Annotated in this window: 8 protein-coding genes and 1 pseudogene; 6 read left to right on the top strand and 3 right to left on the bottom strand. The window is 74.5% G+C overall.

The annotated features are described in order from the left end of the window. Window positions 1-232 precede the first annotated feature (232 nt). The gene (locus tag IG05_RS0130780; protein WP_030347313.1) at window positions 233-985 is read right to left on the bottom strand and encodes an SDR family oxidoreductase; all 753 of its coding nucleotides are present in this window, start codon (window positions 983-985) and stop codon (window positions 233-235) included. A 137-nt stretch (window positions 986-1,122) separates the two neighbouring features. On the opposite strand from IG05_RS0130780, the pseudogene IG05_RS42640 reads away from it, so the two are divergent. Further along, window positions 1,123-1,991, top strand: a pseudogene (locus IG05_RS42640) (helix-turn-helix transcriptional regulator). A 134-nt stretch (window positions 1,992-2,125) separates the two neighbouring features. After that, window positions 2,126-3,448: a PP2C family protein-serine/threonine phosphatase gene (locus tag IG05_RS0130770; protein WP_037815013.1), complete on the top strand. Its 1,323-nt coding sequence runs from the start codon at window positions 2,126-2,128 to the stop codon at window positions 3,446-3,448. Window positions 3,449-3,452: 4 nt separating this feature from the next. Here IG05_RS0130770 and IG05_RS0130765 read toward each other — a convergent pair whose 3' ends face one another. Then, on the bottom strand, window positions 3,453-4,682 hold the full coding sequence (locus tag IG05_RS0130765; protein WP_063760110.1) for an MFS transporter: 1,230 nt from the start codon (window positions 4,680-4,682) through the stop codon (window positions 3,453-3,455). Window positions 4,683-4,783: 101 nt separating this feature from the next. Continuing rightward, window positions 4,784-5,791: a hypothetical protein gene (locus IG05_RS0130760; protein WP_051790419.1), complete on the bottom strand. Its 1,008-nt coding sequence runs from the start codon at window positions 5,789-5,791 to the stop codon at window positions 4,784-4,786. 303 nt (window positions 5,792-6,094) lie between these two features. Here IG05_RS0130760 and IG05_RS0130755 point away from each other — a divergent pair, with 303 nt between their 5' ends. The 4 genes from IG05_RS0130755 to IG05_RS0130740 all read left to right on the top strand — a co-directional run bounded on the left by IG05_RS0130755 (window position 6,095) and on the right by IG05_RS0130740 (window position 13,369). Next, a complete protein-coding gene (locus tag IG05_RS0130755) occupies window positions 6,095-7,261 on the top strand; it encodes an FAD-dependent oxidoreductase (RefSeq protein WP_030347309.1) in 1,167 nt (388 codons plus the stop codon). A 154-nt stretch (window positions 7,262-7,415) separates the two neighbouring features. Beyond that, window positions 7,416-9,203, top strand: a complete 1,788-nt coding sequence (locus IG05_RS0130750; RefSeq protein ID WP_324605029.1) for an RICIN domain-containing protein — start codon at window positions 7,416-7,418, stop codon at window positions 9,201-9,203. Between the two features lie 128 nt (window positions 9,204-9,331). Next, window positions 9,332-10,687, top strand: coding sequence for an FAD-binding protein (locus IG05_RS0130745; protein ID WP_037814995.1), 1,356 nt, complete (start codon window positions 9,332-9,334; stop codon window positions 10,685-10,687). A gap of 141 nt (window positions 10,688-10,828) precedes the next feature. Beyond that, window positions 10,829-13,369, top strand: a complete 2,541-nt coding sequence (locus IG05_RS0130740; protein ID WP_030347306.1) for a discoidin domain-containing protein — start codon at window positions 10,829-10,831, stop codon at window positions 13,367-13,369. The last annotated feature ends 8 nt before the right edge of the window (window positions 13,370-13,377 follow it).

The raw sequence follows: 13,377 nt of genomic DNA, 5'->3' as shown, positions 1-13,377 counted from the left end.
CGGTGTCGGAGTCTTCGCACGGCGGAACAGCTCCCCTCGCACCTTCGCGGACTGACTGTTCTTGCGGCTGCACTGCTCGGAAACGCTTGAAACAAGCGCCGATCGAGCAACTTCACGCACGAAGCCTCGGGGTTGATGCACGTTCATGTCAATACCGTGCTCGTCCCGGCCGGCCCCGGCCCGCCGCGCGACCGCCGGCCGCGAGCAGCTGGTCCGGCCCGCCCCGCGGGCGTCAGACGATGCCGCCGTTGGCGCGGACCACCTGGCCGTTGACCCAGTGACCGGCCGGGGAGGCGAGGAACGCCACCACCTCGGCGATGTCGGCCGGCGTGCCGAGGCGCTCCAGCGGTGGCTGGGCGGCCAGGCGGGCGACGGTCTCCTCGTCCTTGCCCTCCAGGAACAGTTCGGTCGCCGTCGGGCCCGGGGCCACGGCGTTCACCGTGACGTCCCGGCCCCGCAGCTCGCGCGCCAGCACCAGGGTCAGCGCCTCGACCGCGCCCTTGCTCGCGCTGTAGGCGCCGTAGCCCGGGAACGCCAGGCCCACCACGGACGTGGAGAACGTGATCAGCGCTCCGCCCCGGCGCAGCCGCCGGGCGGCCTCCCGGGCCACCACGAAGGTCCCACGGACGTTGGTGCGGTGCAGGGCGTCCAGTTCCGCGAGGTCGAGCTCGGCGATCGGCGCCAGGTACATCCGGCCCGCCGTGTGCACGACGACGTCGACACCGCCGTACTCGGCCGTCGCGGCCTCGAACAGCGCGGCGACCTGCTGCTCCTCGGCCACGTCGGCGCGGACGGCGAGCGCGCTGCCGCCCGCCGAGGCGACCTCCTCGACGGCGGCCTCGGCCCGTTCGCGGTTGCCCGCGTAGCCGACCACCACGGCGTAGCCGTCGGCGGCCAGCCGCTGCACCGTCTCGCGGCCGATCCCGCGGGAACCGCCGGTGACGACGGCGACGCGGGGCTGTGCGGGGATTGCCTGTGCGGACATGGAAGCTCCTGTGCTCGAAGACGGCGGGACGTCGTGCCTCCAGCCTCGGCCCCGGCCCGGACACCGACCAGGGCTGTCCGCACCCTGGGGTCGGCAACCCCTGGCTCCGCACGGCCGCGGGCAGGACCATGGAGGGCGTGAACCACTCGGAGCTGGCCGCATTCCTGAGGTCCCGGCGCGACCGGGTCCGCCCCGCCGACGTCGGCCTGACCGCGGGCCCCGCCGCCGGGTGCCGGGCCTCAGACGCGAGGAGGTCGCCCAGCTGGCCGGGCTGTCCGCCGACTACTACACGGAACTCGAACGCGGCCGGGGCGCCCAGCCCTCCGCGCAGGTCCTGGCCGCCCTCGCCCGGGCGCTCCGGCTGAGCGGCGACGAGCGCGACCACCTCTTCCACCTCGCCGAGCGCCCGCTCCCGGCCGTCGCCCACAGCTCCGCCGCGCACGCCCAGCCCGCCCTGCTCGGCCTGCTGGACCGGCTCGTCACCACCCCGGCCCAGATCATCACCGACCTGCACGAACCCCTCGCGCAGAACCCCCTCGCCGTCGCGCTCCTCGGCCCGGCACCGGTCGGGCGCGGACTCGAAGCGAGCTTCGCCTACCGCTGGTTCACCGACCCCGCCGCCCGCGCGCTGCACCCGGCCGAGGACCACCCGCACCACTCCCGGGTGTTCGCCGCCGACCTCCGGGCCGTCGCCGCCCGGCGCGCCAAGGACCCGGACGTCACCCGGCTGGTGGCCGCGCTGCGCCGGCGCAGCGAGGAGTTCGCCGCGCTGTGGGAGCAGCGGGAGGTGGCCCTGCGCCGCACCGACCACAAGCGGATCGTCCACCCCTCGCTCGGGGTCGTCGAGGTGGACTGCCACAACCTGTTCAGCGAGGACGGCCGGCAGCGCCTGCTGTGGTTCAGCGCCCCGCCGGGCACCGAGGGGGCCGCCCAGCTGGAACTGCTGTCGGTGATCGGCACCCAGGACCTCACGCCGGGCACGGACCGGCTGGGCCGGCACCCCTGAGGTCCTGCGGGCTCCGGGGCCGGGGGCCGGCCCTCCGCCGTGACGGCGGTGGCCCGGGTGCGCGGCCTGCGCCGACCCGTACATTGAGAGGTGGGACTCCCACGGGCCCGGGACGGCGGGCAGCAGCCATGGAGATCGTGGCACGGATCGACTACGCGGCACTGTTCGCCGCCACACCCAGCCCCTACCTCGTCCTCGGCCCGGACCTGGTGATCGTCGACGTCAACGACGCCTACCTGCGGGCGACCGGGCGGACCCGTCAGGACCTGGTCGGGACGTACATCTTCGAGGCCTTCCCCGACAACCCGGCGGACCCCTACGCGGACGGCGTGCGGAACCTGAGCGCCTCCCTGCACCGGGTCCTGGCCACCCGGGCACGCGACACGATGGCCCTGCAGCAGTACGACATCCCGGTCGTGGACCGGCCGGGTGCGTTCGAGGAGCGCTGGTGGTCCCCGGTCAACACCCCGGTCGTCGCCCCCGACGGGGCGGTCGTCTGGATCATCCACCGCGTCGAGGACGTGACGGAGTTCGTCCGCTCCCGCCGCTCCCGCCGGGGCACGGCACACGAACAGCGGCCGGTCCCCGGGAGCGGCGCCGGACCGGAGCGACCCGGGGAACCCCGGGAGCCGGAGGAATGGGAAGTCCTGGAGGCGGAGCTGTACGGCCGGGCCAAGGAGTTGCAGAGCCTCAACGAGGAACTGCGTCTGGCCCACGCCCGTGAGCGCCAGGTCGCCGTCACCCTGCAGGAGGCGATGCTCAGCTCCCCGGACCTGGTCCGGCACCCCGACATCGCGGTGCGGTACCTGCCCGCCGTGGGTTCGCTCAACGTGTGCGGCGACTGGTACGACGTGGTCGATCTGCCCGACGGCTGCTTCGCGGTGGCGGTCGGCGACGTCGTCGGCCACGGCCTGGCCGCCGCTGCCGTCATGGGCATGCTCCGCAGCGCGCTGAGCGCGGTCACCCGTACCGTCGAGGAACCCGCGCAGGCGCTGGAGGTGCTGTGCCGGTACGCCCTCTGCGTGGAGGGGGCACTCACCACCACCGCGGTCAACGCGGTGATCCACACCGGCGAACGCGTGATCTCCTACAGCAGCGCCGGACACCCGCCACCGGTCCTGCTGCACGCCGACGGCACCTGCGAGCTGCTCGACCGGGCCACCGATCCGCCGCTCGGGGCGCACGTCGAGCACGTCTCCCGGACCGAGGCACGGCTGCCCTACACCGTCGGCGACACCCTCGTGCTGTACAGCGACGGCCTCATCGAGCGTCGGGGCGAGGACATCGACGTGGGCCTGCGCCAGCTGTGCGACGCCCTGTCCCGCTCCGTCCGCCTGGGCCCCGAGCGCCTCGCGGACGCGCTGCTGGCCCGCCTGGGGGTCAGCGGCGGCGCGCGCGACGACATCGCGCTGATCGCCGTCCGTCTCGACGAGCGCGCTCCCGCCACGGGCCGGTGAGGCTTCAGGTGCCCCCGCGGCTCCGGGCCGGCCGGCCGCGGGCGACCAGGCACGCCGGTACGGCGACCCCGGCGCCGAGGTACAGCAGCGCGGGATAGCCCAGGGCGTGCACGGTCTGCCCGCCGGCGGCGCCGGCCAGGGACAGGCCCACGAACAAGGCGCTGTTGTTCCACGACAGCAGGGCGGTCGCCCGCTCCGGGAACAGGTCGACCAGGTGGCGCTGCTGGGCGGGGAAGAAGGCGTAGGCGGCCAGCGCGAACAGGGCCAGGGCGCCGGCCAGTGCCCCGGTCAGCGGGAACGCCAGGGCCACGACGACCTCCAGCACCGCCGTCAGTGCCAGTGCCGACCTGGTGACCCGCACGGGATCGGCCCGGTCCGCGCACCGGCCGCCCAGCTGCCCGCCGACGACGGCGCCGATGCCGTAGGCGACCAGCAGCCACGGCACGGTGGCGGCCCTGCCGTCGGAGTGCAGCGCGACGGCCAGGAAGGTGTAGAGGCCGTACACGGAGAAGGCCCACAGGGTCGTCACCGCGACGGCGGACACGGCCACGGCCGTACCGGGCCGCCCCGCCCGCGGCGGCGCCGCCGCGCCCGGGCCCGGCCGCCCGGTCCGCTCCGGCGGCGCGGCGGCCACCGGTACCGGACGGGCCCGCCAGACGAACGCGTGCGGGAGCGCCAGCAGGAACGTGCCCGCGGCCAGGACGAGGAAGGCGGGCCGCCAGCCCGTGTACCGCCCCAGCAGCGACCCGGCCGGCGCGCCCACCCACAGGGCGGTGAGCAGGCCCGAGCCCACCACGGCCAGCAGCTGCGCCCGGGACTGCGGCCGGGCACGGGTGCTGACCAGGGCGTACACCGTGGGGCCGGTCGCGGCGGCCGCGAGGCCGGCCACCACGCGGGCCGGCAGCAGCACACCGAAGGACGGCGCCAGAGCGGTGCCGACGTTGGCCGCGGAGAACAGCACCAGGGCCACCACCAGTACGGACGCGCGGTCCCAGCGGTCGGAGAGCCAGCCGGCGAACGGTGACGCCACCACGTAGGCGACCGAGAAGGCCGTGACCAGCAGGCCGGTGCTCGCCACGGAGACCGCGAACGACGCCGCGATGTGCGGGAGCAGCGGCGCCACCACGAAGAGATCGGTTCCCACCAGGAACTGCGTCAGCCAGGCCAGCGCGACCGGCCCGGCGGACAGGCCGGGCACCGTGTCCACGGCCGGCGCGCCACGGGGCGACTGCATGATCCGACGCTAGGGCCTTGGCCGGGGCCCGGCCATCGGGGACGGACGGCGGGCGGCGGCGGGGCCGCAGCGGGGGCGGCGGCCCGGGCCGTCCGTCCGGGTCAGGCGGGCGGACCGGCGATGCACAGGGTGGCCGCCAGGGACGGTGCGGGGGTGCCGGTCTCGCCCGTCGCGTCCGTCCACCAGTCGCTGCCGTCCTCGGCATAGCGCAGGAGCACGCCCTCGCGGATCGCCCAGGGGCAGACGACGGCCCGGCGCAGGCCCATCAGCTTCAGTGCCGTGTGCCCGACGACCGCTCCGGCCAGGCTCTGGGCGGCACGCGGTGCGGAGATCCCGGGCAGCAGGGCGCGCTCGGCGGCGGGCAGTACGGCGAGGGAGCGCACCGCCTCGCGCAGGTCCCGGCAGGCCAGCTCCCGCTCCACGAACGGGCCGTAGCGCCCCGGCGCCGCCCCGCACAACCGGGCCAGCTGCTGGAACGTCCGGGAGGTGACGGCGGCGGTGCGCGGGCCCTCCCAGCGGATCCGCGAGGCCACGTCCCGCAGTTCGTGGCGGATCCGGCGGCGCAGCACCTTCAGCTCGCCCGGCGCCGGCGGGTCCTGGACGCCCAGGTACTCCCGGGTCAGCCGGTTCGCGCCGAGCGGCAGCGACGCGGCGAAGTCGGGCAGCCGGCCCCGGCCGAAGGCCACCTCCAGCGAGCCGCCGCCGATGTCGAGCAGCGCGAGGGGGCCCGCCTTCCAGCCGAGCCAGCGGCGGGCCGCCAGGAAGGTCAGCTCGGCCTCCGTCTCGCCGGGCAGGGTGCACATGTGGATCCCGGTACCGGACGCCACCCTCTGCAGCACCTCGTGGCGGTTCGGGGCGCTGCGGACGACCGCGGTCGCGAAGGCCAGGGGTCCCGTCGCGTGCCAGCGCCGGGCCGTGGCGCCCGCCGCGGCCACCGCCTTCACCAGCTGCTCCACCGCCTCGTCGGCGATGGCGCCGTCCGGGCCGACCTGCTCGGACAGGCGGAGCTTCCACTTGACGGTGTGCACCGGCAGCGGAACACCCCCCTCCACGTCGGCGATCACCAACCGGACCGTGTTCGAACCCGCATCCACCACGCTCACCCGCATAAGCGGGGGAGTACCCATTTCACCGGCGGCGACCCGTGAACACGGGGGGCGTGCCGGTGCACGCCGCCCCGGCCGCGCGCCTCAGGACGGACGCGCGCGGCGGCCCGGACGCGGACCGGTACCGCGCGGCGCACCCGCCGGTACCGGGCGGCGCATCCACCGGGACCGGGCGGCGCCCGGGGTCTCTTCGCCGGTTCGCTGTCCGAAACCCGCCTCGAACCGGCCCCGGCCGGGCCCCCGTTGTCCTTAGATGGTCACGACCACTGCCGGCACCGGGAGCGGCAGGTGAGCGGAGCGGGTGCGATGAGGGTACTGGTGATCGGCGGTGGCATCGCGGGGACCGCGACCGCCCTGGGGCTGCACAAGGCCGGTATCGACGTGACCGTGTTCGAGGCGCACCCGGACACGGCCGAGGACATCGGGGCCTTCCTCACCCTGGCGAGCAACGGCATGCGCGCGCTGGCCGAACTGGGCGCCACGCACGCCGTCACGGCCGTCGGTTTTCCGCTGACTTCGCTGCGGCTGCTCGACAGCCGGGGCACCGAGGTCGCACACCAGCCCCTGGGCGAGGCCGGCGACCCCGCCCTGCGCTACCGCTGTCTGCGCCGCGGCGAACTGAACGCGGCCCTCCAGGGCGAGGCGGCCCGGCGCGGCATCCGGCTGCGCCACGGCGCCCGCCTGGTGTCCCTGGCCGACGGACCGGACGCCGTCACCGCCCGCTTCGCCGACGGCACCACCGCCACCGGGGACGTGCTCGTCGGCGCCGACGGGCTGAACTCGACCGTACGCGGGCTGCTCCGGCCCGGGGTGCGCCCCGGATACGCCGGTCAGCGGGTGTACTACGGCTACACCCGCACCGCACCCGCCCCCGGCCCGGAGGGCGCGATCACCATGGTGCGGGGCAGTGCCACCGCGTTCGGCTATGCGGTGTCCCCGGCGGGGGAGACGTACTGGTTCGCCCGCGCCGGCGGCGACCCGCTGCCCGCCGGGGCGCCCGCCGCGCCCGCCGCCGAGCTGCGCGCCCACCTGTTGCCACTGCTGCGGGAGGACGCGACACCCGCCGCCGGTCTGGTCGAGGCCGCCGACGGAGCGGTCATGGTCACCAACGCCACGGAGCTGCCGCTCGGCACCGCTTGGCACACCGGACGGGTCCTGCTGGCCGGGGACGCGGCCCATGCCGCGTCCCCGGCGACCGGCCAGGGCGCCTCGATGGCGCTGGAGGACGCCGTCGTCCTGGCCAAGGCGCTGCGCGACCTGCCCGCCCCCGGGACCGCGTTCACCGCGTACGAGCGGCACCGCCGCCCGCGGGCCGAGCACAACATCACCGTCAGCGGCGGCCTCTCGCGCGGCACCCGCACGCCGTCCGGCCCGGCACCCGTGACGGCCCGGCCCGCCGGACCGGACGAGGGGCTGCTGCGCCAACTGGCCTGGGACACCCCGCTGTCCGCGGTCCCGCCCGCGCCGCACTGAGGCCACGCCCCCTGCGCGAACGTGGCCGCACCAGCCGTCCCGCACGCACGAAAGTGCAAGAGGCGGCGCACGGGAGTCCATTGCCGGGGCGCCGCCCGGGCCGGATCGTTCCGTGCAACCGGCCCTTCGGCAGCAAGGAGTACCCGTGCGACCGTTGAGCAGAGCAGGCGGCGCCGTCGCCGCGGCCGTCGCCCTGGTCCTGGGCGTCGGCACCGCGGCGCCCGCGCGGACCGCGTCCCCCGGCGCCGCCGGCTACACCGTGACCGTCGGGACCCCGGTGCCGTTCACCCACCCCACGGACACCCCCGCCACCCCCTACCTCGACAGGGACGGCACCTTCCACTACCAGCAGTCGGCCGCCCTCTACGGCGCCGGCGACCCGCGGGTCTGGGACTTCTACACCGGCAAGGACTTCGACAGCGCCGCCTTCGACCGGAGTCTGAGCGAGGCGGTCGACCCGGCCGACCCCGCCGACCGCAACGACGACACCACCCGGCGGTGCAACACCGGCCCCACCGGGCGGGAGGCGACGTACGCGCCGAGCGGCTCGGGCTACGCGCAGAAGAACTACTGCGACCTGTCCGGGGTGTGGGTGGACCCCGACACGGGCGACTGGTACGGCCTGGCGCACAACGAGTTCACCCCGCAGCCCTTCGGCGACGGCCTCCACTACGACGCCGTCGACTACGCCGTCTCCACCGACCAGGGCCGCACCTGGACCATCGAGGACCACGTGATCACCTCGCCGTACAGCACGGAGCGCGGGGACACGGCGGCCTTCCCGCACGAGACGTACTCCTACGGTGACGGCGACCAGCGCCTGTTCGTGGACGCGGCTTCCGGCTACTTCTACGTCTATTACGGCTCGCGGATCGTCGACAAACGCGGCGGCTGGAAAGCCTTCTACGAGCACGTGGCCCGGGCCCCGATCGCCGCGAAGATGGCCCCCGGCTCCTGGCGCAAGTGGTACGACGGCGCCTGGTCCGAGCCCGGCACCGGCGGCCGGGAGAGCGACATCGTCCCCGTCGACGCCGGCCACCCCACCGGCTACACCCCCGCCGGAGCCGAGTACGACCCGGCCAACCCCGGTACCGCCGCGGAGCAGATCGCGGCCGGCACCATGCCCCCGACCTCGCCGCTGTTCGTGCTCGACATCGCCTACGACGCCCATCTCGGCCTGTACATCGGCACCCCGCAGGCCGTCGACCAGAGCGGTGGCGCACCGCAGTACCTGTACGCCACCGACGACCTGGCCACGCAGAAGTGGCGGCTCATCGGCGACACCGGCGCCTACACCACCGCGTCCTGGTACCGCTGGTTCCTGGACCCCGCCGGCCGCACCGGTTCCGCCGTCCTCGGCCGGACCTTCCGCGCCTACTGCTCCTTCGGCTGCTCCCACGACGCCTCCGGCGAGTACGTCGACGTCACCGTCGACCCCGTCGCCCCGGCCGCCCCGCCCGTGGACACCGGCCGCGGTTACCGCATCGCGAGCGGCAGGGGCCGGGTCCTGGCCCAGGCGTCCGGCGGCTCCGCGGTCACCTCGGTGGCCCCGGCCACCGGCTCCGCCCGCGCTTCGTGGTCCTTCACCCCGACGGGCGACGGCGCCTTCACCGTCGCCAACGCGGCGACCGGCCGGCTGCTCGCCGTCGACTCCGCGAGGAAGGCCGGCCGCGCCTGGGGCGCCAAGCCGGTGGTCACCGCGCCCCGCACCGGCGGGCCGGCCGTCGGACAGCAGTGGTTCGTCCTGCCCGCAACCCCCGAAGACGGCACCTACCGCCTGGTCAACCGCTACAGCGGTCTCGCCCTCGGCCTCTCCGCGACCGCGGGCCGACTCGCCGAGACCACACCCGTGCGCACCTGGACGGACCGCACCGGCGGCCCGGTGGGCGGCGGACGCACCGCGGCCGAACAGACCCTGACCCTCACCCCGGCCACCACCTGACCCGGCGACCGGTTCCCGCCCGACTCCGGTGTGGGAACCGCCCGTCGTGCACCCCATGACGATCGGGTCCGGGGAGCCGGCCGGAGGCCGTCTCGACGGAAGGCGCCGCCGTCTGATGGGATGCCCGCATGACCCTGGCCGACGACCTGGCCGCCCGCTTCGGCCCGGCCCTGGACACCCGCCCGGACACCCTGCGGGACGCCGCCCAGGACTTCGGGCAGCTCGTGCGGGCGACCCCGCGGGCCGTACTGCGGCCGGGGTCCGCCGCCCAGATCCGGGACCTGCTGGAATTCGCCGGACCGCGGCACATCCCGGTCGGCGTGCGCGGCGGCGGCCACGCGCTGTACGGCCATAGCCAGGCGGCGGGCGGGATCGTCGTCGACCTGCGCGCCATGAACGGCGTCGGCCAGGTGACAGATGACCAGGTCACCGTGCAGGCAGGCGCGTTGTGGCGGGAGGTGCTGGCCGCCACCCTGCCCTCCGGCCGTACGCCCCCGGTCCTCACCGACTACCTGGGCGCGGGCGTCGGCGGCGTCCTGTCCGCGGGCGGCCTCGGCGGCGCCACCCACCGGCACGGCCTGGTCGCGGACCAGGTGCGGGAGCTGGAGGTGGTGACCGGGGCGGGGAAGCACCGCGTCTGTTCGCCCGGCCGGGACCCCGCGCTGTTCCACGCCGTCCTCGCCGGGCTCGGCCAGTGCGCCGTGATCGTCGGGGCCACCCTGCGCCTGGTCCCCGCGCCCGAACGCGTCCGCCGCTACTGCCTCTTCTACGACGACCTCCCCCGCTACCTCGCCGACCAGCGGCGGCTCGCCGGGGAAGGGCGTTTCGCCTACCTGGAGGGCCAGGCCCGCCCGGTGGGGGACCGCGACTGGCAGTACATGATCGAGGCCGTGGCCTGGCACGACGGGCCGCGTCCACCGGACGACGGCCGCCTGCTCGACGGGCTCGCGCACGATCCGGTCACCGTGGAGACGGCCGACCTCGGGTACGCCGAGTTCGCCCACCGCGTCGACAGCGACGAGGAGATCCTCCGGGCGACGGGGGAGTGGCTGCATCCGCACCCGTGGCTCAACCTGCTCCTCCCGGACCACACCGCCGAGACCGTCGTCCGCTCGGTGCTCGCCGACCCCGCCTTCGCCGACCTGCGCACCACCGGTCTCGTCCTGCTCTACCCGCTCGTCTCCGGCCGGCTGCGCGCGCCGCTCTTCCGCCGCCCGCCCGGTCAAGTCCTGTGGCTGTTCGCCTTGTTGCGCACGGCTGCGCCGGGCAGCCCGGAGACGGCCGCCCGGATGGTGGCCGCCAATCGCGCCGCCCACGACCTGGCCCGGGCCGCCGGCGCCGTCGCCTACCCCGTCAACGCCCTGCCCCTGTCCGCCGCGGACTGGCGGGAGCACCACGGCGCCGGCTGGCGGTCCTTCGCGGACGCCAAACGGCGCCACGATCCGCATCTGGTCCTGGGGCGCGGGCACGGTCTGCGCCTCTGAGTGAACTCCTCCCCCTCGCACACCGGTTGAAGGATCTCATGTCGCAAGTCTTGTGGCCCGCTTGGTTCATCACTTAAATCAAAACATGAACTAAGCCGTGGGGTCAGGTTCGCCGACCCCGCCCTCGTCTGGAGCCGCCGAATGAGACTGAGATCCCTGGGTGTCGCGCTGGCCGCCACGGCAGCGCTGATCGCCCTGCCCACCGCACACCCGTCGGCCACCGCGGCCGAAACCCCCCTGTCCCAGGGGAAGACGGCCACCGCGTCGTCCGTGGAGAACAACGGCACCAGCGCCGCCCTCGCCGTGGACGGCGACACCGGGACCCGCTGGTCCTCGGCCGCGGGCGACGACCAGTGGGTGCGCGTCGACCTCGGGACCACCGCCACCGTCAACCGCGTGGTCCTCGCCTGGGAGGCCGCCTACGGCAAGGACTACAAGGTCCAGATATCCGCGGACGGCACCACCTGGACCGACCTGAAGTCCGTCACCGGCTCCGACGGCGGCGTCGACACGCTCGACGTCTCCGGCCAGGGCCGCTACGTACGGATGCTCGGCGTCCACCGGGCCACCCAATGGGGCTACTCCCTCTGGGAGTTCCAGGTGTTCGGCAGCACCGGCGGCGGCCAGGCGGGCTGCGGCACCGCCGACGCCGCCCAGGGCAGGCCCGCCACGGCCTCCTCCACCGAGAACGCCGGCACGCCCGCCTCCGCCGCCGTCGACGGCAACACCGCGACCCGCTGGTCCAGCCAGGCCGCCGACCCGCAGTGGCTCCAGGTCGACCTCGGTTCCGTCAAGGACCTGTGCAAGGTCGACCTGAACTGGGAAGCCGCCTACGGCAAGGACTTCCGGATCGAGGCCTCCTCCGACGGGCAGAGCTGGAACACCCTCAAGAGCGTCACCGGGGCGACCGGCGGCACGGCGTCCTACGACGTCAGCGGCTCCGGACGGTACGTGCGCCTGTACGGCACCGCCCGCGGCACCGGCTACGGCTACTCCCTGTGGGAGCTCGCCGTGCACACCGGCAGCACCGGCGTCCCGCCCGTGCAGGGCGGCGGCGACCTCGGCCCGAACGTCATCGTCGTCGACCCCTCCACCCCGGGTCTCCAGCAGAAGTTCGACGACGTCTTCGCCAAGCAGGAGTCGGCCCAGTTCGGCACCGGCCGCTACCAGTTCCTGCTCAAGCCCGGCACCTACGACGGCATCAACGCCCAGCTCGGCTTCTACACCTCGATCTCCGGCCTCGGCCTGAACCCCGACGACACCCGGATCAACGGTGACGTCACGGTCGACGCCGGCTGGTTCAACGGCAACGCCACCCAGAACTTCTGGCGTTCGGCGGAGAACCTCTCCCTCAAGCCGGTCAACGGCACCGACCGCTGGGCCGTCGCCCAGGCCGCGCCGTTCCGCCGGATGCACGTCCAGGGCGGCCTCAACCTGGCCCCCAACGGCTACGGCTGGGCCTCCGGCGGCTACATCGCGGACTCGAAGATCGACGGTACGGTGGGCCCCTACTCCCAGCAGCAGTGGTACACCCGGGACAGCTCGGTCGGCGGCTGGACCAACGGCGTGTGGAACATGACGTTCTCCGGTGTCCAGGGCGCCCCCGCCACCAACTTCGACAGCGGCCCGTACACCACCCTGGACACCACCCCGGTCTCCCGCGAGAAGCCCTTCCTGTACCTGGACGGCTCCGCCTACAAGGTGTTCGTCCCGGCCAAGCGCACCAACGCCCGGGGCGTCTCCTGGCCCGCGAACGCGGGCACGTCCCTCCCGCTCGACCAGTTCTACGTCGTCAAGCCCGGCGCCACGGCCGCCACCATCAACGCGGCCCTCGCCCAGGGCCTCAACCTGCTGTTCACGCCGGGTGTCTACCACCTCGACCGGACCATCGAGGTCACCCGCCCGGACACCGTCGTCCTCGGCCTCGGCCTGGCCACCCTGGTCCCGGACAACGGCGTCGACGCGATGCACGTCGCCGACGTCGACGGAGTGCGGCTCGCCGGATTCCTGATCGACGCGGGCCCGGTCAACTCCGACACGCTGCTGCGCATCGGCTCGCCGGGAGCGAGCGCCGACCACTCCGCCGACCCCACCACCATGCAGGACGTGTTCATCCGCGTCGGCGGCGCCGGACCCGGCCTCGCCACCAACTCCGTGGTGATCGACAGCGACGACGTCGTCATCGACCACACCTGGCTCTGGCGCGCCGACCACGGCGACGGCGTCGGCTGGAACACCAACCGCGCCGACTACGGCCTGCGCGTGAACGGCGACGACGTCCTCGCCACCGGCCTGTTCGTGGAGCACTTCAACAAGTACGACGTCTACTGGAGCGGCGAACGCGGCCGGACGATCTTCTTCCAGAACGAGAAGGCGTATGACGCCCCGAACGCCGCCGCCGTCACCCACGACGGCATCACCGGCTACGCGGCCTACAAGGTCGCCGACTCCGTCACCACCCACGAGGCGTGGGGCCTGGGCAGCTACTGCAACTACACGGCCGACCCGTCGATCGTCCAGGCGCACGGCTTCCAGGTGCCCGTCACCCCCGGGATCAGGATGCACGACCTGCTGGTGATCTCCCTGGGCGGCAAGGGCCAGTACGCGCACGTCGTCAACAGCACCGGCGCACCCACCTCGGGCACCGACACGGTCCCGTCCAAGGTGACGTCCTTCCCCTAGAACACCGG

Source organism: Streptomyces sp. NRRL S-1022, assembly GCF_000720135.1.
Classification (GTDB): domain Bacteria; phylum Actinomycetota; class Actinomycetes; order Streptomycetales; family Streptomycetaceae; genus Streptomyces.
Note: the sequence above shows the minus strand (reverse complement) of the source record. Positions and strands in the feature narration are given on the sequence as shown.